Here is an 18,566-nt window from a genome sequence, read left to right as displayed (position 1 = left end):
TGGGCGGATGAGCGCGCGCGCCGCAGGGCCGGCAGGTGGGAGAATGGGACCATGAGCACCGATGGAACCGTCCACCCCGTCAGGACCCTCGACAAGGCCGCCGTGTGGGAGCTGCTCGAGAAGCACCCCTACGGCCGGCTCGCGACCGAAGCGGCGGGCCTCGTCGACATCTTCCCCGTCAACTACGTGGCCCACCAGAACAAGCTCTACTTCCGCACCGCCCAGGGCTCGAAGCTCTCGAGCCTCGTGGTCAACGACCAGGTGGCCTTCGAGATCGACGAGGTCAGCCCGGAGAGCGTCGTGCGCTCGGTGGTCGTCCACGGCAGGGCCCGCCGGCTCGAGACCCGCGCCGAGATCGAGGCCGCCGAGGAGCTGCCGCTGAAGCCGTGGGCCCCCACGCTGAAGTACAACTTCGTGGTCATCGACGTCGAGTCCGCCACCGGCCGCGAGTTCACGATCGGGGAGGAGCCCGAGCGCTACCCGGTGTGACCGTGCGGCCCCCGGCCCGGGTCCCCGCCGCCGCGGCGGGCAGGGGCCGGGGCCGCCGCGGCGGTGCACGAGGGCGGTGCCCCGCCGCGGCGACGCGTTATGGTGGAGCGCAGCGGCGGGCGCCCGGCCCGCCGGACCGACGTCCAGCAGCGCCGCGGCCGCCAGCGGACCGCATCAAGGAGTACCGTGCCAACCAAGGCCCCCAAGAGCTCGGGAACGGGCAAGAGCCTGCTCATCGTGGAGTCCCCCTCCAAGGTCAAGACCATCGCGGGGTACCTCGGTGACGCCTACGAGGTGGAGTCCTCGATGGGGCACATCCGGGACCTGCCCCAGCCCTCCGAGCTGCCCGCCGAGCTGAAGAAGGGCCCCTACGGCAAGTTCGCCGTGGACGTCGAGCACGGCTTCGAGCCCTACTACGTGGTCAACCCGGACAAGAAGAAGAAGGTCACCGAGCTCAAGCGCAAGCTCAAGGACGCCGACGCCCTCTACCTCGCCACCGACGGCGACCGCGAGGGCGAGGCCATCGCGTGGCACCTGCTCGAGGTGCTCAAGCCGAAGGTCCCCGTCTACCGGCTGACCTTCCCGGAGATCACCCGCGAGGCCATCGAGCGCGCCTTCGGCGAGCTGCGCGAGCTGGACCAGGACCTGGTCGACGCGCAGGAGACCCGCCGCATCCTGGACCGGCTCTACGGCTACGAGATCTCCCCGGTGCTGTGGCGCAAGATCGCCTCCGGCCTGTCCGCGGGCCGCGTCCAGTCCGTGGCCACGCGCCTGGTCGTGGAGCGCGAGCGCCAGCGCATGGCCTTCGTGCCCGCCGACTACTGGGACCTCAGCGGGACCTTCGCCCGCACCGACGGCGAGGACGCAGGCGCCGCCTTCGCCGCCCGGCTGTCCACCGTGGACGGCAAGCGGGTGGCCGGGGGCCGGGACTTCGGCGACGACGGCGTGCTCAAGGGCGCCACCGGCAAGCTCGTGCACCTGGACGAGACGGCCGCCCGGGAGCTGGCCGCCGGGCTCGAGGACGCCGAGTTCGCGGTCCGGTCGCTGGAGACCAAGCCCTACACCCGCCGCCCGGCCGCGCCGTTCACCACGTCCACGCTGCAGCAGGAGGCCGCCCGCAAGCTGCGGTTCACCTCGCGCACCACCATGCAGGTGGCCCAGAAGCTCTACGAGAACGGCTACATCACCTACATGCGCACCGACTCCGTGGCGCTGTCCGACCAGGCGGTCTCGGCCGCCCGGCGGCAGGCCGCGGAGCTCTACGGCTCCGACTCCGTGCCTGGCTCCCCGCGCGTGTACAGCTCGAAGTCGAAGAACGCCCAGGAGGCCCACGAGGCCGTGCGCCCCGCCGGGGACTCCTTCCGGACGCCGAACCAGGTCCGCGGGGAGCTCTCCGCGGACGCCTACCGGCTCTACGAGCTGATCTGGAAGCGCACCGTCGCCTCCCAGATGGCCGACGCCAAGGGCTCCACGGCCACCGTGCGGCTCGGGGCGACCTCGTCCACCGGGCACGACGCCGAGTTCTCCGCGTCCGGCACCGTCATCACCTTCCGCGGCTTCCTCGCCGCCTACGAGGAGGGCCGCGACGAGGAGCCGGCCGAGAGCAAGGACGGGGACAAGCGGCTGCCGCGCATGGCGGAGGGCGACCGGCTCGAGGCCGACGGCGTCGCCGCGGACGGCCACCGGACCTCCCCGCCGCCGCGCTACACCGAGGCCTCGCTCGTGAAGACCCTCGACGAGCTGGGCATCGGCCGCCCCTCCACCTACGCCGCCGTGATCTCCACGATCATGGACCGCGGCTACGTGCGGGTGCGCGGGTCCGCGCTGATCCCGTCCTGGACCGCGTTCTCCGTGGTGCGCCTGCTCGAGGAGCACTTCTCCGACTACGTGGACTACGACTTCACCGCGGAGATGGAGGAGGGCCTGGACCGCATCGCCCGCGGCGAGGAGGACTCCACCGGCTGGCTGCAGGGCTTCTACTTCGGCGCCGGCGAGCAGGACCACGGCCTCAAGCCCATCGTCGACGACCTCGGGGAGATCGACGCCCGCGCGGTGAACTCGATCCCCGTCACCGAGGACATCACCCTGCGCGTGGGCAAGTTCGGCCCCTACCTCGAGCAGGCCGGGTCCGTGGACCCGGAGACCGGCGAGCTCACCGACCCGGTGCGCGCCAACGTCCCCGAGGACCTCGCCCCCGACGAGCTCACCCCCGAGAAGGCGCGGGAGCTCATCGAGGTGGGCAAGGCCGACGGCCGGGAGCTCGGCACCGATCCGGGCACCGGGCGCACGATCGTGGCCAAGGACGGCCGCTACGGCCCCTACGTCACCGAGGTGATCCCCGAGCCGACCGCCGAGGAGCTCGCCGCCCAGCCCGTCGAGTACTACAAGAACGGCAAGCCCAAGCCCCCGAAGAAGCCGGCCAAGCAGAAGCCGCGCACGGGCTCCCTGCTCTCCTCGATGACCCTCCAGGACGTCACCCTCGAGGACGCCCTGAAGATCCTCTCCCTGCCGCGCTCGCTGGGCACCGCCCCGGACGGCGAGGAGATCACCGTCCAGAACGGCCGCTTCGGCCCCTACCTCAAGAAGGGCTCGGACTCCCGGTCGCTGCAGTCCGAGGAGCAGCTGTTCACGGTCACGCTCGAGGAGGCCCTGGCGATCTACGCCCAGCCCAAGCAGCGCGGCCGCGGCGCGGCCAAGCCGCCGCTGGCCGACCTCGGGGCCGACCCCATCACGGAGCGGCCCATGGTGATCAAGGACGGCCGCTTCGGCCCCTACGTCACCGACGGGGAGACCAACGTGACGGTCCCGCGCGGGGAGACGGTCGAGCAGATCACCGCCGCCCGCGCCAGCCAGCTGCTCGCGGAGAAGCGGGCCAAGGGTCCGGCGCCCAAGAAGACGGCGGCGCGCTCGGCGGCGAAGGCCACGTCCTCCACCGCGAAGAAGTCCCCGGCCCGGAAGCCGACCCGCGCCGGGAAGTGAGGACCGTTCGGCCGCGGGCCGGACGGCGCAACGCGAAGGAGCACCACAGCATGCGGCTCGGAGTCCTCGACGTCGGATCGAACACGGTCCACCTCCTCCTGCTCGACGTCTACCCGGGCTCGCGCCCGGAGCCCTACGCCTCCCACAAGATGCCGCTGCAGCTCGTCCAGCACCAGGACGAGCAGGGCCGGATCACCGACGCCGGGCGGGACGCCCTGACGGCGTTCGTGGTGGAGGCCCGGGACTTCGCCGTCGAGCACGGCGCCGAGGACCTGCTGGCCTTCGCGACCTCCGCGATCCGCGAGGCCGGCAACGGCGCGGCGGTCCTCGACCACGTCCAGTCCCGCTCCGGGGTCACCCTCACCGAGCTCGCGGGCGACCAGGAGGCGGCGATCACCTTCTTCGCCGTGCGCCGCTGGTTCGGCTGGGGCGCCGGCACGGTCCTCGACCTCGACATCGGCGGCGGGTCCTTCGAGATGGCCCTCGGGCCCAACGCCCTGCCCACGGCCGCGACCTCCGTGCCGCTGGGCGCCGGGCGGCTCACCCGTGCCTTCGTGGCCGGGGACGTCGCCACCCCGAAGGAGGTCAAGGCGATGCGCAAGCACGTGCGCACCACGCTGGGCCCCGCCGTCGAGCGGGTGCGCGCCGCCGGGACGCCGGACTTCGTGGTCGGGACCTCCAAGGCCTTCCGCTCCCTGGCCCGGATCTGCGGGGCGGCCCCGTACGCGATGGGCCTGCACGTCCCGCGCACCCTGCACGTCGAGGACCTGCGGCTGTGGAGCCGGCGGATGGAGGCGATGACGGTCTCCGAGCGCGCGCAGCTGCCGGGGGTCTCGCCCGCCCGGGCCCGCCAGATCCTCGCCGGCTCGGTCGTCGCCGAGGCCGCGATGGACGCCTGGGGGGTGGAGAAGCTCTACATCTGCCCCTGGGCCCTGCGCGAGGGGCTGATCCTGCGCCGCCTCGACCGGCTCAGCACCGGGGCCGAGACCCGCACCGTGGACCCCAAGCAGCTGGTCGGTGCCGCGTGAGCGCCCCCCGCGACCCCGGGCGGCCCGGGGAGACCGCCCCGGACGGGGCCGCGGCCCCGGACCCGTCCGCCGGGCCCTCGGCCCCGGCGGACGCCGCGGGGCCCTACCGGGCGCACGTGGCGCTGTCCACGAGCTCGCTGTACCCGCTCGGGGTGCCCGAGACCTTCGAGGCGGCCGTGGAGCTGGGCTACGACAGCATCGAGGTGCTCGTCACCCACGAGCGGATGAGCCAGCTGACCCACCAGCTGCAGGACCTCGTGCAGCGCCACCAGCTCCCGATCTCCACGATCCACGCCCCGACCCTGCTGCTGACCCAGCAGGTCTGGGGCAAGTCGTGGACGAAGATCCAGATGGCCGCGGCCCTCACCGAGCAGGTGGGCGCCGAGGTCGTGGTCGTCCACCCGCCGTTCCGGTGGCAGCGCAAGTACGCCGCGAACTTCGTGGAGGGCGTGCGCGTGGTCTCCCGGGCCACCGGGGTGAAGATCTCCGTCGAGAACATGTACCCCTGGCGGGTCCGCGGCCGCGACACGGTGGTCTACGCACCCCACTACAGCCCGCTGGGCCAGGACTACGACTGGGTGACGTGGGACTTCTCCCACGCCGCGACCGCCCGCATGGACTCCCTGGCCGCGATCAGGGAGCTCGGCCCCCGGCTGGGGCACGTGCACCTGACCGACGGCTCGGGGGAGACCACCGCCGACGAGCACCTGCTGCCCGGCCACGGCGTGCAGCCGGTCGCCGAGTCCCTCCACCACCTCGCCGCCACTCGGTGGCAGGGCGTCATCGGCGTGGAGGTCTCCACCCGCCGGGCGAAGACCCCCGAGGAGCGCACGGCCTGGCTGGCCGAGTCCCTCGAGTTCGCCCGCCGCCACACCACCGCGCCGGAGGACCCCCGCCCGGGCACCGGCGCCCAGGACCCGATCCCCGATCCCGAGAGGACCCCATGACCCCCGTGCTCGCCTTCCTCGGCTGCGGCTCCATGAACGGCTCGATCCTGCGGGGGGTGCTGGCCTCCGGCGTGCCCGTCGAGCAGGTCCGCGCCACCGTCCGCTCCGCCGGGAGCGCCCGCCGGCTCCAGGAGGAGACCGGGGTGCGCGCCTACGTCACCGGGGAGGACCCCGAGGCCAACCGCCGCGCCGCCGCCGAGGCCGACGTCGTGCTGCTGGGCGTCAAGCCCGTCGGCATCGTCGAGCTCGCCCGCGAGATCGCCCCCGCGGTGCGCCCCGGCACGGTCGTGGCCTCGGTCGCCGCCGGCATCTCCGTGGGCGCCCTCGAGCGGGCCCTGCCCGAGGGGCAGCCGGTCGTGCGGACCATGCCCAACACGCCTTCGAGCGTGCGGCGCGGGGTCGTCTCCGTGACCCCCGGCTCCGCCACCACCCCCGAGCAGACGGCCGCGGTGCGCCGGGTGCTCGAGGCCGTCGGGACCGTCGTCGAGGTCCCCGAGGAGCAGGTCGACGCCGTCACGGGCGTCTCCGGCTCCGGGCCCGCCTACGTGTTCCTGCTCGCCGAGGCGCTCCAGCAGGCGGGGGAGCGGATGGGCCTGCCGGCGGAGACCGCCCGCGTGCTCGCCCGCGAGACCGTCTCCGGGGCCGGGGAGCTGCTGCGCCCGGCCGAGGCCGACCCCGCCGCGCTGCGCCGGGCCGTCACCAGCCCCAAGGGCACCACCGACCGCGCGATCCGCACCTTCCAGGACAACGGCTTCGAGGAGCTCGTCGCCCGGGCCGCCCGGGCCTCGGCCGAGCGCTCCGCGGAGCTGACCCGGGAGCTCAGCGGCGGGTGAGCGCCGGGACCCGGACGCGGGCGGCCCTGCGCCGGCACGGTGTCCGCACCGACCCCCGCAGGGACCTCAGGGCCGGGCCGCGAAGCGCTCCAGCAGGTCCGTGTGGCCCGAGACGATCAGCAGGTCCCGCGAGGTGACCTTCGTCTCCGGGCGGGCGTAGGTGAAGTCCTCGCCCGGGGACTTCACGCCCACGATCGTCACCCCGTACTTCGAGCGCACGTGGGACTCCCCGAGGGTGAAGCCCTGCACCTCCCGCGGCGGGTGCATCTTGACGATCGCGAAGTCGTCGTCGAACTCGATGTAGTCCAGCAGCCGCCCCGAGACCAGGTGCGCGGTGCGCCGCCCGGCGTCGGCCTCCGGGAAGATCACGTGGTGGGCGCCGATCCGGGAGAGGATCTTGCCGTGGGCCGGGGTGATCGCCTTCGCCCAGATCCGGCTCACCCCCAGGTCCACCAGGTTCGCGGTGATCAGCACGCTCGACTCGATGGAGGTGCCCACCCCCACCACGGCGGCGCTGAACTCGGCGGCCCCCAGCTGGCGCAGGGCGTCAATGTCGGTGGCCTCGGCCTCGACCACGTGGGTGAGCTGGCCGGAGAGCTTCTGCACGAGCTGCGCATCGCGCTCCACGCCGAGCACCTCGCGGCCCTGCCGGGCCAGCTGCAGGGCCGTGGCGGTGCCGAAGCGGCCGAGCCCGATCACCATGACCGGGACGTTGTGGGCGGGACGGTCAGCCAATGATGGGCCTTTCCTCGGGGTAGTTGTACAGCCGGCGGCGGGAGCGCAGCGCGAGGGCCGCGGCGACCGTGGTGGTGCCGATGCGCCCGATGAGCATGGTCGCCACGAGCACGTACTTGCCCGCCGGCGGCAGCTCCCCGGACAGCCCCACGCTCAGCCCGCACGTGGCGTAGGCGGAGATCACCTCGAACAGCACCCGGTCCAGCGGGGCGTCGGTGAGCGAGAGCAGCAGCCCCGAGGCCACGAGCACCACGGTCGCCCCCATCATGATCACCGAGATCGCGATCCGCAGCGCGTCCTCGGGGATGGTGCGGTAGAACGCGATCACGGAGCGGTCGCCGCGGGCCTCGGCGAGGATCGCGAGGAACACCACGGCCAGCGTCGTCACCTTGATCCCGCCCGCCACGGACGCGGGGCCGCCGCCGGCGAACATCAGCGCGTCGGTCATCAGCAGCGTCACCGGCTCGAGCTCGTTCATGTCCACGAGGTTGAACCCGCCCGAGCGCACCATCACGGAGTGGAAGAAGCCCTCGAAGACCTTCTGGCTGCCGTCCATGTCCCGGATCGTGCGCGGGTTGGCCCACTCGAAGGCCAGGAACAGCGCCCAGCCCACGACCAGCAGCACCGTGGTCGTTACGAGCGTGAGCTTGGTGTTGAGGTTCCAGCGGGAGAAGCGCAGCCCCGCCTGGCGCAGCACGAGCACCACGGGGAAGCCCAGCGAGCCCAGGAACACGCCCAGGGCGATGGGGAACAGGATCAGCGGGGCGTCGTCGTAGGGGACGAGCCCGTCCGTGTGCGGGGTGAAGCCGCCGTTGTTGTACGCCGAGACGGCGTAGAAGACCCCGTGCCACAGGGCGGTCGGAAGCGGCTCCCCGGCCGCGAGGAAGCCCACGGTGAGCACCGCGGCCAGCACCGCCTCGATCGTCACGGACATCACCACGATGATCTGCAGCAGCGAGCCGACCTCGCCCAGCCGCCCGATGTTCAGCGCCTCCTGCGTGATCAGCCGCGACTTCAGTCCCAGCTTCCGCCCGATCGCCAGCGCCAGGATCGAGGTCATGGTCAGCGTGCCGAGACCGCCGATCTGCATCGCCACGACGATCACCACGTGGCCGAAGAAGGACCAGTTCGCGGCGGTGGACACCGAGGTCAGCCCCGTGACCGTCACCGCCGAGGTCGCGGTGAACGCCGCGTCCTCGAGCGTGGTCGAGACCCCCGGTGCCGAGGCCACCGGCAGCAGCAGGAGCAGGGTGAAGGCGGTGACGACCACGGCGAAGGAGAAGACCGCGAGACGGGCGGGGGAGCCGGCCGCGATCCGGTCGACGAGGTCGCGCAGCGCGGTCAGCGGCCAGAAGCGCCCGCGCTCGCCGGGCGGCATCCAGGGGCGGTGCTGCGAGAGGGTCAACGCCCCTGCCTCCTCCCTGGCCGGCGGGCCGTCCCGCGGCCGGGGACGGGGGCGGCGGGTGCCGCGACCGCTGACAGTATCCCACTGCCGCCCCGGGCCGCAGGGTGTCACACGGTCCCGGCGCGGCCGGCCCGGCCCGGGCTCCCGGGCCCGGAAGTGGTCTAATGGCCGTGTGACCTCTGCGACAACCGGTGGCTCCCGGCCCACCCGACTGTACTGGGACCCGGCCCTGCTCGAGTACAACTTCGGCGACCACCACCCCATGCACCCCTCGCGCCTGGACGTCACCTACCGCCTGGTCCAGCAGTTCGGGCTGGACCGGCGGGACAACGTCGTCGTCGAGGCCCCCGAGGTGGTCCCGGACGCGGTCCTCAACCTCGTCCACCCGCAGTCCTACGTCGACGCCGTGCGCGCCGTCAGTGCCGACCCCACCGCCGAGCGCCCCGGCAGCGGGCTCGGCACGGAGGACACCCCCGCCTACCCGCGCGCCCACGAGGCCAGCGCCCGGCTGGTCGGCGGCAGCTACCAGGGCGCCGCCGCGATCCTCTCCGGGGAGGCCGTGCGCGCGGTGAACTTCGGCGGCGGGATGCACCACGCCCACGCCGACCGGGCCAGCGGCTTCTGCATCTACAACGACTGCGCCGTCGCGGTCCGGCACCTGCTCGACCAGGGGGTGCGGCGGGTCGCCTACGTCGACGTCGACGGCCACCACGGGGACGGGACGCAGTCGATCTTCTACGACGACCCGCGGGTGATGACGATCTCCCTGCACGAGACGGGGATGACCCTCTTCCCCGGCACGGGCTTCGCCAACGAGACGGGACGTGGCGAGGCCGAGGGCACCGCGGTCAATGTGGCCCTGCCCTCCCGGGCCGACGACGCCATGTGGCTGCGGGCCTTCGACGCCGTGGTCCCCCCGCTGCTGCGGCAGTTCCGCCCCGAGGTGCTCGTCACCCAGCACGGCTGCGACTCCCACTTCGCCGACGAGCTGAGCCACCTGCGGGTCAGCGTCGACGGGCAGCGGCAGGCGGCCCTGTCCCTGGCGGGCCTCGCCGACGAGCTGTGCGAGGGCCGCTGGCTGGCCACGGGCGGGGGCGGCTACAACTGCCACGACGTGGTCCCGCGCTCCTGGACCCACCTCGTGGGGATCGTCGCCGGGCACCCGGTGGCCGTCGGCGCCGCCGTGCCCCAGCCGTGGCGGGAGCACGTGCTCGCGACCTACGGGGTGGAGGCGCCCCGGACGATGGGCGACGACGTCGACCTGTGGTGGCGGTCCTGGGAGGTCGGTTTCGACCCCAACGACGAGACGGACCGGACCGTCATGGCCACCCGCAAGGAGGTCTTCCCGACCTGGGGCCTGGACCCCTGGTTCGACTGAGCGCCCGGGCCCCGGGCCTCGGGGGAGGGAGCCGCGCCGCTGCGGGGACCCGGCGCGCACCGCGTCTACAGTGATCGGATGGGCAGTGATCGTATGGGCAGCACCGACGTGTTCGCGGTGATCGCCGACAAGACCCGTCGGGCGATCCTCACCGCGCTCAAGGACGGCGAACGACCCGTGGGGGAGCTCGTCGCCGAGCTCGGGGTCGCCCAGCCGACCGTCTCCAAGCATCTGAAGATCCTCCGCGAGGCCGGTATGGTGTCCATGGAGGCGCAGGGCCAGCGGCGTCTCTACGCCGTGGAGCCCGGGCCGCTGACCGTGGTCACCGAGTGGGTCCAGGACGTCGTGGGGGGCCAGGCCGACCGGCCGCGGACCCCGGGGACCGACGGCGTGGAGCGCGCGGCCCGGCCGAGCCCGGAGACCACCGGGACCCCGGCGGGGACCGGGACGGCCCCCGGGGCCGGACCGGACCCGGGGACCGGGACCGTGCCGGTGCCCCCGGAGACCGTGCCCGCGGAGCCGGTGGCGCCCTTCGCCCCGGAGTCCGCGGCGCCCGCCGTCCCCGCGGCGGCCGGACCCGCGGCCGCCCCGGAGCCCGGCCCCGAGCTGCCGGCCGCGGCGGCACCCGTCCGCCCCGGCCGGGGCGCGGGGGGACTGCTCTCCACCCTGACCGGCCTGCGCCGCCGCGGCAAGCACGCGCGGAGGTGACCGGCCCGACCGAACACCCGAACGAGGAGCACCATGCACGAGGACCTGATCCCGATCCGCCAGGCGGTACTCGCCCGCAACCCCGGAGAAGACGAGTTCCACCAGGCGGTGGACGAGGTCTTCGAGTCCCTCGGCCCCGTCGTCGCCCGCCACCCCGAGCTGCTCGACGCCGCCGTGCTCGAGCGCGTCTGCGAGCCCGAGCGCCAGATCATCTTCCGGGTGCCGTGGACCGACGACCAGGGCAACGTCCACATCAACCGCGGCTTCCGCGTCGAGTTCAACTCGGCCCTGGGCCCCTACAAGGGCGGGCTGCGCTTCCACCCCTCGGTCTACCTGGGGATCGTGAAGTTCCTGGGCTTCGAGCAGATCTTCAAGAACGCCCTGACCGGCATGCCCATCGGCGGCGGCAAGGGCGGGTCGGACTTCAACCCGAGCGGGCGCTCCGACGCCGAGATCATGCGCTTCTGCCAGTCCTTCATGACCGAGCTCTACCGCCACATCGGCGAGTACACGGACGTCCCCGCCGGTGACATCGGCGTGGGCGGGCGCGAGATCGGCTACCTCTTCGGGCAGTACAAGCGCATCACCAACCGCTACGAGTCCGGGGTCCTCACCGGCAAGGGGCTGACCTGGGGCGGGTCGCTGGTGCGCACCGAGGCCACGGGCTTCGGCACCGTGATGTTCGCCGAGGAGATGCTGCGCACCCGCGGGCAGTCCTTCGACGGCCAGACCGTGCTCGTCTCGGGCTCCGGCAACGTGGCCATCTACGCGATCGCCCGGGCCCAGGCCCTCGGCGCGACCGTGGTCACCGCCTCCGACTCCAGCGGCTACGTGGTCGACCCCGACGGCATCGAGCTGGACCTGCTGCGCGAGATCAAGGAGGTCGAGCGCGGCCGCATCGCCGAGTACGCCGAGCGCCGCGGCGGCCGGGCCCGCTTCATCGCCAAGGGCTCCGTGTGGGACGTCCCCGGCACGGTCGCGCTGCCGTGCGCCACCCAGAACGAGCTGGACGGCTCCCACGCCAAGAAGCTCGTGGGCCACGGCGTGCTGGCCGTGGCCGAGGGCGCGAACATGCCCTCCACCGGCGAGGCGATCCGGCTGTTCCGCGAGGCGGACGTGCTCTTCGGCCCGGGCAAGGCGGCCAACGCCGGCGGCGTGGCGACCTCCGCGCTCGAGATGCAGCAGAACGCGTCGCGCGACTCGTGGACCTTCGAGTACACCGAGGAGCGGCTCGAGCAGATCATGCGCTCGATCCACGACAGCTGCGCCGAGACGGCCGAGGACTACGGCATGCCGGGCAACTACGTGGCCGGCGCCAACATCGCCGGGTTCATGAAGGTCGCCGGGGCCATGGTGGCCCAGGGCCTGATCTGATCCCCGCGGGCCCCGTGCCCGCACCGCCTCCGCCCCCGCCGCGGCGGGGGCGGAGGCGCACCCGCCACACGGACGGCGCGGCGGAGGTTCCCCGACCCGTCCCCGAGGTCCTACCCTGGAGACTATGGCAACGCATCGACAGGTCCTGCAGTGGCTGGAGAACGAGCTGTTCGACGGCAACCTCGTGCTGGGGCAGCAACTGCCGTCGGACCGCGACCTCGCCGCGATCCACCGCGTCTCCCGCGCGACCATGCGCGAGGCGCTGAAGACGCTGGAGGCGCAGGGCATCGTGCGGCTCTTCGACGGGCCGCGCAAGTCGATCCTGCCCATGCTCGTGCGCGAGCCCGCGGCCTCCGCCGGCCCGGCCCTGCAGCTGCACATGGCGACCTCCGACTACCCGCTGCGCGACATCGTCCAGACGCGGGTGCTGCTCGAGACCTGGGCGCTGGAGCGCGCCGACCCGCAGCACCCGGCGATGGCCGAGCTGCGCGGGCTGCTCGAGCAGATGGCCCGGGAGGACCTCTCCCTCAAGGAGTTCCACCACCTGGAGGTCAGCTTCCACATCGCCCTGTGCAAGACCGCCGGCAACTCGGTGGTCTCCGCGCTGATGTCCTCGCTGCGCGACTCCATCTACGAGTACACGATGGCGCTCGTGGGCCACGTCCCGCTGTGGAGCGCGACCTCCGAGCGGCTGCGCGCCGAGCACCGGGCGATCTACTCGGCCCTCGAGGCCGGGGACCGCACGCTCGCCGCCCGGCTCGTCGCCGAGCACGTCGAGTACCAGTACCAGGAGGCCGGGGTGGACCCGGACCAGGAGCAGCGCACCCCGGGCCCGGCCCCGGACGCCCCGACCGAGCTGCCGACCGCCCTGCCCGAGGACGCCTTCGAGCCCGCCCCCGGGCAGGAGGACCCGGCCGGCGGGCCGGACCAGCGCGACGTCCCGCGCATCGCCTGAGCCGCCCGGACACCGGGGCCCGCCCCGCCGCCCGGGCCGCCGGTTGCCGTCCGGCGGGCTCGAGACGGTAGGGTGTTCCCTGAACATCTGCCGTGCCCCCTCCCGGGGCCGGCACCGGCCCCGCTCGCCGCGCGTCAGCGGCCGGGCCACCACCGACACACCGAGATGCGAGGGATCCCTATGGGTTCAGTGATCAAGAAGCGCCGCAAGCGGATGTCCAAGAAGAAGCACCGCAAGCTGCTGCGCAAGACCCGCCACCAGCGCCGCAACAAGAAGTGACCGCGCGCTGAGCGCAGCACCGGGGCCGCCGACCTCCTCCCCGAGGACGGCGGCCCCGGTGCGTGCCCGGCCGTAGCATGGGCCCATGAGCACGCTTCCCGCCGGCCCCGCCGTGACCCTGCTGACCCGCCCCGGCTGCCACCTGTGCGAGGCCGCCCGCGCGGCCGTGGCCCGCGTCACCGGGGACCTGGGCCTGGGGTGGACGGAGCTCGACGTCGACCAGGACCCCGAGCTCGCCCGCCGCCACGCCGAGGAGATCCCCGTGGTGCTCGTCGACGGCGTCCCCCGCGACTTCTGGCAGATCGACGAGCGGCGCCTGACCCGGCTGCTGCGCGAGCGCCTCGCGGGCTGAGCCGGCCCGCTTTTGGGCCCGCCCCGCCCGTCTGGGATCATGGGGGCCATGCCCTCCACGACCGTCCACCTGCTGCGCCACGGCCAGGTGCGCAACCCCGACCGCATCGTCTACGGGCGGATGTCCGGCTACGGCCTCACCGAGCTGGGCGCCCGCATGGCCGAGGCGGCGGCGGACGAGCTCGCCGGGCGGGTGCGGGACGGCGCGCGGATCGTCCACCTCGTCTCCTCGCCGCTGCAGCGGGCCCGGGAGACCGCCGAGCCCGTCGCCCGGGAGCTCGGGCTGGCCGTGCACCCGGACGAGCGGATCATCGAGGCGCACAACCACTTCGAGGGCCTGCACGTGGACGCCGCGCAGCTGCTGCGCCCCCGGCACTGGCCGCACCTGCTCAACCCCCTGCGCCCCTCGTGGGGCGAGCCCTACCGGCGGCAGGTCGCGCGCATGGCGGAGGCCGTGCTCGACGCCGGTCGCGCGGCGGTGGCCGCCGGCGGGGACGGGGCCGAGGCCGTGCTCGTCTCCCACCAGCTGCCCATCTGGCTGACCCGCCTCGCCGCCGAGGGCCGGCCCCTGCCGCACGACCCGCGGCGGCGCCAGTGCAACCTCGCGTCCCTGACCTCGCTCGTCTTCGAGGACCTCGACGCCGGGCGCCCGCCCCGGGTGAGCTACAGCGAGCCCGCCGCCCGCTACTACCCAGGGGTCAACCAGCTTCCCGGTTCATAATGGCCGGGCCCCGCCGTCGTCCGTCCCCTTGACCTCCCAGGTGATCTCCTCGTGCCCTCCCCGTACTCCTCCGCCCGCCCGTCGCGCCGCAGCGTGCTGTCCCTGGCCGCCGCGGGCGTGCTCGGGCTCGCCCTCGCCGGCTGCGCCGAGGAGGACTCCCTGGCCGAGCAGGCCAACTCGGGGGACCAGAAGGGCTACATCGCCGGGGACGGCTCCGTGACCGAGTACCCGGCCGGCGAGCGCGGGGAGCCCGTGCAGTTCACCGGGGAGCTCTTCGACGGCACCACGGTCAGCGCCGAGGACCTGCGCGGGAAGCCGGCGCTGCTGAACTTCTGGTACGCCGGGTGCGCCCCCTGCCGGGTCGAGGCCCCGGACCTCAAGGAGTTCGCCGAGCGCTACGAGGGCCGGGTCGCGTTCTACGGGGTGAACCTGCGCGACGAGCGGGCCACCGCCGAGGCCTTCGAGCGCACCTTCGAGATCCCCTACCCCTCGGTGCGGGACAAGGACGGTGGCGTGCTCCTGGCCCTGAGCGAGTACGTGCCCCCGCAGGCGGTGCCCACGACCCTCGTGCTCGACGCCGAGGGCCGGGTCGCCGCCCGCATCCTCGGCATCGCCGACCCCTCCGTGCTCGGGACGCTCCTCGAGGACACGGTGGCCGCGTCGGCATGAGCGGCGGCAACCCCTTCGCCGAGATCGTGCTCGACGGGTCCCTGCTCGCCGCGCTGCCCGTGGCGCTGCTGGCGGGGCTGGTCTCCTTCGCCTCCCCGTGCGTGCTCCCGCTCGTGCCCGGCTACCTCGGCTACGTCACCGGGCTCACCGGCGCGGACCTGCGCGAGCAGCGCCGCGGGCGGGTGCTCGCGGGGATCAGCCTGTTCGTCCTCGGCTTCTCGGCCGTGTTCCTGCTGATGTCGGTGCTGCTGGCCCAGCTGGGCGCCTACGCCTGGTTCCTGGGCCAGGGGTGGCTGACCGTGGTCCTCGGCGCCCTCGTGCTGGTGATGGGCGTCGTGTTCCTCGGCGGGATCCCCTTCTTCCAGCGCGACCGCAAGATCGAGCACCGCCCCCCGCCCGGGCTGTGGGGCGCCCCGCTGCTGGGGGTCACCTTCGGCCTCGGCTGGGCGCCCTGCATCGGCCCGACCTTCGCCGCGGTGCAGGCCCTCGTCTACGTGGACGGCGCCTCGACCGGCAAGGCCGCGGTGCTCACGGTCGCCTACTGCCTCGGCCTCGGCGTGCCGTTCCTGCTGCTGGCCCTCGCGCTGCGCCGCGGCATGGGCGCCACCGCCTTCTTCCGCCGGCACCGCCTGGCCCTGCAGCGCGCCGGCGGCGGGCTGCTCGTGGCCGTGGGCCTGCTCATGATGACCGGCGCCTGGACCGCCTTCGTCTCCTGGGTGCAGGCCGAGCTCGTCACCGACTGGGTGATGCCGATCTGAGCGCCCGCGCCCCCCGCACCGACAACCGAAAGGCCGGCATGAGCACCCCAGCGCCCCCGTCGTCGGGCTCCTCCACCGCCTCCCCGGGCCCCTCCGGGCGGGGGGACCCCGAGCTGCCCGCCCTCGGGCCCCTGGGCACGGCCCGCTGGGCGTGGACCCAGCTGACGAAGATGAACACCGCCCTGTTCCTGCTGCTGCTGCTCGCGGTCGCGGCGGTGCCGGGCTCGATCTTCCCCCAGCGCATCCAGGACCCGGCGGCCGTGCAGGACTACATCGACTCCCGCCCCGTCCTGGGGGAGTGGCTGGACCGGCTGCAGTTCTTCGACGTCTTCGCCTCGGCCTGGTTCTCGGCCGTCTACATCCTGCTGTTCGTCTCCCTCGTCGGGTGCGTGCTGCCGCGCGCCGCGAAGCACTGGCGGGCGTGGCGGGCCGAGCCCCCGCGCACCCCGCGCCGGCTCGAGCGGCTGCCCGAGCACGGGCGGCTGGCCCTCGGGGCCGCCGGCGGGGACGCGCCGGCGCCCGACGAGGTCGTCGCCGACGCCGCCCGGCTGCTGCGCCGGCGCGGCTACCGCGTCGCCGTGCGCGACGCGGGCTCCGGCGCCCCGTCCGTGGCCGCCGAGCGCGGGATGTGGAAGGAGGTCGGCAACGTCGTCTTCCACCTGGCGCTGCTGGGCGTGCTCGTCTCCGTGGCCGTGGGCTCCCTGTTCGGCTACAAGGGCCAGCGCGTGGTGGTGGAGGGCGAGTCCTTCGTGAACACCCTCATCGGCTACGACTCCTTCACCCCCGGGACCAACTACGACGCCGACTGGCTCGAGCCGTTCTCGGTCCGCCTGGACAGCTTCGACGCGGAGTTCAACCGGGACACCGCCGTGCCGGAGAACTACGGGGCCCCGCTGGACTTCACCGCCGAGGTCACCGTCCGGGACGAGCCCGGCGCGGAGCCCCGCGAGGAGGTGCTGAAGGTCAACAAGCCGCTCGACGTGGGCGGGACGAAGGCCTACCTCGTGGGCAACGGCTACGCCCCGGTCGTGCGGGTCACCGACGGCGACGGCGAGGTCGCCTACGAGGGCCCCGTGGTCACCATCCCCAGCGACGGGGTCTACACCTCCTCGATGGTGCTCAAGGTCCCGGACGCCCGCCCCGACCAGCTCGGCTTCGTGGGCCTGCTGCTGCCCACGGCCGTCGGCGGGGAGGGCGAGATGCCCCGGTCCGTGGACCCCGGCCTCGCCAATCCGCGGCTGATCCTCTCCGCCTACCACGGGGACCTCGGCCTGGACACCGGCGAGCCGCAGAACGTGTTCGTCCTCGACGTCGATGGGCTCACCGAGCTCAACGCCATGAACAACCCCAACGGGGCGATCGTGCTCGACGCCGCGAACCCGCGCCACGAGCTGCCCGGCGGGAAGGGCGCCGTCGAGTTCCTCGACGTCAAGCGCTACGTGGGCCTGGACGTCCACTACGACCCGGGCAAGACCGCCGCGTTCGTCTCCTTCGTGGCCGCGTTCACCGGTCTGCTGATGTCGATGTTCATCGCGCGCCGCCGCGTGTGGGTGCGCGCCACGGCCGGGACCGACGACGACGGGCGCGCCGCGACCGTGCTCGAGTACGGGCTGCTGGCGCGCGGGGAGGACCCCCGCCTCCGCACCGAGGCCGAGCGCCTGCAGGAGCTGTGGACCGGGCACTGGGCCGGCGAGGACCCGCGGGCCGCCGGCGCCCCGCAGCGCACGACCCGGGCCGACGACCGGCCCGGCAACGAGTGAGAGGATAGGGCCCATGCCCGTCAACGACACCCTCGGCACCTGGAGCCAGCTGTTCATGCTCCTGGCCGCCATGACCTACCTGGTGAGCTTCGTGGCCTTCGCGTGGGACATGGCCGCCCACTCCCGGGTCCTCGGGGCCCGGCAGGCCCGGGACCGCGAGCCGGCCCTCGTGGGTGCCGGCGCGCCCCCCGCCGCCGGCCGCGGGACGGAGCGCGCCGCGCTGGCCGGCGAGGTCGCCGATGACGAGATGCGCTACACCGGCGGCCGCCGCCCCGCCGCCCGGGTGGCCGTGGCCGTGATGGCCCTCGCCTTCGTGGTGCACGCCGCCGCGGTCCTCGCCCGGGCCGTCGCGGCCGGGCGCGTGCCGTGGGGCAACATGTACGAGTTCTGCACCACCGGCGCCCTCGTGGTCGCCGGCGTGTACCTCGTGGCGCTGGTGCGCCGCGACCTGCGCTTCGTCGGCACCCTCGTCACCGGCCTCGTGATCATCATGCTGTGCGCGGCGACCATCGGCTTCCCGACCCCGGTCGGCCCGCTGCAGCCGGCCCTGCAGTCCTGGTGGCTCGTGATCCACGTGTCCATCGCCGTGGCCGCCTCCGGGGTGTTCACCCTCACCTTCGCGATGGCGGTGCTGCAGCTGCTGCAGACCCGGCGCGAGCGGGCCCTGCTGGCCGGGGAGCGGCCCGGCGCGGCGTTCCTGCGCACGGTGCCCTCGGCCCGGGCGCTCGAGGACCTGTCCTTCCGGCTCAACGCGGTCGGCTTCGCGTTCTGGACCTTCACCCTCGCCGCCGGCGCGATCTGGGCCGAGCAGGCCTGGGGCCGCTACTGGGGCTGGGACACCAAGGAGGTGTGGACGTTCGTGATCTGGGTCGTCTACGCGGCCTACATGCACGCGCGCGCCACCCGCGGCTGGACCGGCAGCCGCTCGGCGTGGCTGTCGATCGTCGGCTACCTGTGCGTGGTCTTCAACTTCACGGTGGTCAACACGGTCTTCCCGGGCCTGCACTCCTACTCGGGCCTCTGACCCGCCCGCGGGACGCACGACCCGCCCCTCCCGCGAGATCCCATCACGACGACGAGACCCCGTGCCGCCCGCGCGTGCAGCACGGGGTCTCGTCGTCGCCGTGGGGTCTCACGAGGGCGGTGTCCCGCGGCGGGGACGGTCGTGGGGCGGGGACGGTCGTGGGGCGGGGACGG

18 protein-coding genes are annotated in these 18,566 nt (G+C 73.8%); 16 read left to right on the top strand and 2 right to left on the bottom strand.

Features of this window, described 5'->3' with window-relative positions; genetic code table 11:
- Positions 1 to 51 precede the first annotated feature (51 nt).
- The 5 genes from AS188_RS14650 (at position 52) to proC (ending at position 6,276) form a co-directional block, all read left to right on the top strand.
- The gene (locus AS188_RS14650) at positions 52 to 489 is read left to right on the top strand and encodes a pyridoxamine 5'-phosphate oxidase family protein (protein ID WP_058859461.1); all 438 of its coding nucleotides are present in this window, start codon (positions 52 to 54) and stop codon (positions 487 to 489) included.
- Between the two features lie 186 nt (positions 490 to 675).
- Entirely contained in the window at positions 676 to 3,468 is a 2,793-nt protein-coding gene (gene topA / locus AS188_RS14645; RefSeq protein ID WP_058859460.1) for a type I DNA topoisomerase, read from the top strand.
- Positions 3,469 to 3,518: 50 nt separating this feature from the next.
- Entirely contained in the window at positions 3,519 to 4,496 is a 978-nt protein-coding gene (locus AS188_RS14640) for a Ppx/GppA phosphatase family protein (RefSeq protein WP_058859459.1), read from the top strand.
- Positions 4,497 to 4,612: 116 nt separating this feature from the next.
- The gene (locus AS188_RS14635) at positions 4,613 to 5,443 is read left to right on the top strand and encodes a sugar phosphate isomerase/epimerase family protein (protein ID WP_058859979.1); all 831 of its coding nucleotides are present in this window, start codon (positions 4,613 to 4,615) and stop codon (positions 5,441 to 5,443) included.
- A complete protein-coding gene (gene proC / locus AS188_RS14630; RefSeq protein ID WP_058859458.1) occupies positions 5,440 to 6,276 on the top strand; it encodes a pyrroline-5-carboxylate reductase in 837 nt (278 codons plus the stop codon). Before AS188_RS14635 ends, proC begins: the two co-directional genes overlap by 4 nt.
- Positions 6,277 to 6,342: 66 nt before the next feature.
- Here proC and AS188_RS14625 read toward each other — a convergent pair whose 3' ends face one another.
- Together AS188_RS14625 and AS188_RS14620 are read right to left on the bottom strand one after the other, a co-directional pair.
- Positions 6,343 to 6,978, bottom strand: a complete 636-nt coding sequence (locus AS188_RS14625; RefSeq protein ID WP_058859978.1) for a potassium channel family protein — start codon at positions 6,976 to 6,978, stop codon at positions 6,343 to 6,345.
- Between the two features lie 25 nt (positions 6,979 to 7,003).
- Positions 7,004 to 8,389 carry a TrkH family potassium uptake protein gene (locus AS188_RS14620; protein ID WP_058859977.1) on the bottom strand — a complete coding sequence of 462 codons (1,386 nt, stop codon included), beginning with the start codon at positions 8,387 to 8,389 and terminating at the stop codon, positions 7,004 to 7,006.
- A gap of 199 nt (positions 8,390 to 8,588) precedes the next feature.
- Between AS188_RS14620 and AS188_RS14615 the strand changes: the two genes are divergently transcribed.
- The 11 genes from AS188_RS14615 to ccsB all read left to right on the top strand — a co-directional run bounded on the left by AS188_RS14615 (position 8,589) and on the right by ccsB (position 18,393).
- Complete coding sequence (locus AS188_RS14615) at positions 8,589 to 9,794, top strand: acetoin utilization protein AcuC (protein ID WP_058859457.1); 1,206 nt, start codon at positions 8,589 to 8,591, stop codon at positions 9,792 to 9,794.
- Between the two features lie 78 nt (positions 9,795 to 9,872).
- The gene (locus tag AS188_RS17585) at positions 9,873 to 10,502 is read left to right on the top strand and encodes an ArsR/SmtB family transcription factor (RefSeq protein WP_236944998.1); all 630 of its coding nucleotides are present in this window, start codon (positions 9,873 to 9,875) and stop codon (positions 10,500 to 10,502) included.
- Positions 10,503 to 10,535: 33 nt separating this feature from the next.
- The gene (gene gdhA / locus AS188_RS14605; protein ID WP_058859455.1) at positions 10,536 to 11,876 is read left to right on the top strand and encodes an NADP-specific glutamate dehydrogenase; all 1,341 of its coding nucleotides are present in this window, start codon (positions 10,536 to 10,538) and stop codon (positions 11,874 to 11,876) included.
- A 124-nt stretch (positions 11,877 to 12,000) separates the two neighbouring features.
- Entirely contained in the window at positions 12,001 to 12,831 is an 831-nt protein-coding gene (locus AS188_RS14600) for a FadR/GntR family transcriptional regulator (RefSeq protein ID WP_058859454.1), read from the top strand.
- A gap of 180 nt (positions 12,832 to 13,011) precedes the next feature.
- Entirely contained in the window at positions 13,012 to 13,110 is a 99-nt protein-coding gene (locus AS188_RS16650; RefSeq protein WP_005504750.1) for a 30S ribosomal protein bS22, read from the top strand.
- An 85-nt stretch (positions 13,111 to 13,195) separates the two neighbouring features.
- Positions 13,196 to 13,462 (top strand): glutaredoxin family protein, encoded by a 267-nt coding sequence (locus AS188_RS14595; RefSeq protein ID WP_058859453.1) that lies wholly within the window; start codon positions 13,196 to 13,198, stop codon positions 13,460 to 13,462.
- A 48-nt stretch (positions 13,463 to 13,510) separates the two neighbouring features.
- On the top strand, positions 13,511 to 14,182 hold the full coding sequence (locus AS188_RS14590) for a histidine phosphatase family protein (protein WP_186815328.1): 672 nt from the start codon (positions 13,511 to 13,513) through the stop codon (positions 14,180 to 14,182).
- 51 nt (positions 14,183 to 14,233) lie between these two features.
- A complete protein-coding gene (locus tag AS188_RS14585; RefSeq protein ID WP_058859451.1) occupies positions 14,234 to 14,851 on the top strand; it encodes a TlpA family protein disulfide reductase in 618 nt (205 codons plus the stop codon).
- On the top strand, positions 14,848 to 15,609 hold the full coding sequence (locus AS188_RS14580) for a cytochrome c biogenesis CcdA family protein (RefSeq protein ID WP_058859450.1): 762 nt from the start codon (positions 14,848 to 14,850) through the stop codon (positions 15,607 to 15,609). The genes AS188_RS14585 and AS188_RS14580 overlap by 4 nt, the downstream gene beginning before the upstream one ends.
- 38 nt (positions 15,610 to 15,647) lie before the next feature.
- On the top strand, positions 15,648 to 17,369 hold the full coding sequence (gene resB, locus AS188_RS14575) for a cytochrome c biogenesis protein ResB (protein WP_058859449.1): 1,722 nt from the start codon (positions 15,648 to 15,650) through the stop codon (positions 17,367 to 17,369).
- 13 nt (positions 17,370 to 17,382) lie between these two features.
- On the top strand, positions 17,383 to 18,393 hold the full coding sequence (gene ccsB, locus AS188_RS14570) for a c-type cytochrome biogenesis protein CcsB (RefSeq protein ID WP_058859448.1): 1,011 nt from the start codon (positions 17,383 to 17,385) through the stop codon (positions 18,391 to 18,393).
- Positions 18,394 to 18,566: the final 173 nt, after the last annotated feature.

The sequence above is a fragment of the Kocuria flava genome, from assembly GCF_001482365.1.
Taxonomy (GTDB): Bacteria; Actinomycetota; Actinomycetes; order Actinomycetales; family Micrococcaceae; genus Kocuria; species Kocuria flava.
This window is presented reverse-complemented; position numbering and strand designations above follow the sequence as displayed.

Excerpts from the sequence above, each read along its gene's own strand:
- AS188_RS14650 (WP_058859461.1), top strand. The coding sequence starts at position 52 with ATGAGCACCGATGGAACCGTCCACCCCGTCAGGACCCTCGACAAGGCC.
- AS188_RS14640 (WP_058859459.1), top strand. The coding sequence starts at position 3,519 with ATGCGGCTCGGAGTCCTCGACGTCGGATCGAACACGGTCCACCTCCTC.
- proC (WP_058859458.1), top strand. The coding sequence starts at position 5,440 with ATGACCCCCGTGCTCGCCTTCCTCGGCTGCGGCTCCATGAACGGCTCG.
- AS188_RS14625 (WP_058859978.1), bottom strand. The coding sequence starts at position 6,978 with ATGGTGATCGGGCTCGGCCGCTTCGGCACCGCCACGGCCCTGCAGCTG.
- AS188_RS14620 (WP_058859977.1), bottom strand. The coding sequence starts at position 8,389 with ATGCCGCCCGGCGAGCGCGGGCGCTTCTGGCCGCTGACCGCGCTGCGC.
- AS188_RS17585 (WP_236944998.1), top strand. The coding sequence starts at position 9,873 with ATGGGCAGTGATCGTATGGGCAGCACCGACGTGTTCGCGGTGATCGCC.
- gdhA (WP_058859455.1), top strand. The coding sequence starts at position 10,536 with ATGCACGAGGACCTGATCCCGATCCGCCAGGCGGTACTCGCCCGCAAC.
- AS188_RS14600 (WP_058859454.1), top strand. The coding sequence starts at position 12,001 with ATGGCAACGCATCGACAGGTCCTGCAGTGGCTGGAGAACGAGCTGTTC.
- AS188_RS16650 (WP_005504750.1), top strand. The coding sequence starts at position 13,012 with ATGGGTTCAGTGATCAAGAAGCGCCGCAAGCGGATGTCCAAGAAGAAG.
- AS188_RS14595 (WP_058859453.1), top strand. The coding sequence starts at position 13,196 with ATGAGCACGCTTCCCGCCGGCCCCGCCGTGACCCTGCTGACCCGCCCC.
- AS188_RS14590 (WP_186815328.1), top strand. The coding sequence starts at position 13,511 with ATGCCCTCCACGACCGTCCACCTGCTGCGCCACGGCCAGGTGCGCAAC.
- AS188_RS14580 (WP_058859450.1), top strand. The coding sequence starts at position 14,848 with ATGAGCGGCGGCAACCCCTTCGCCGAGATCGTGCTCGACGGGTCCCTG.
- resB (WP_058859449.1), top strand. The coding sequence starts at position 15,648 with ATGAGCACCCCAGCGCCCCCGTCGTCGGGCTCCTCCACCGCCTCCCCG.
- ccsB (WP_058859448.1), top strand. The coding sequence starts at position 17,383 with ATGCCCGTCAACGACACCCTCGGCACCTGGAGCCAGCTGTTCATGCTC.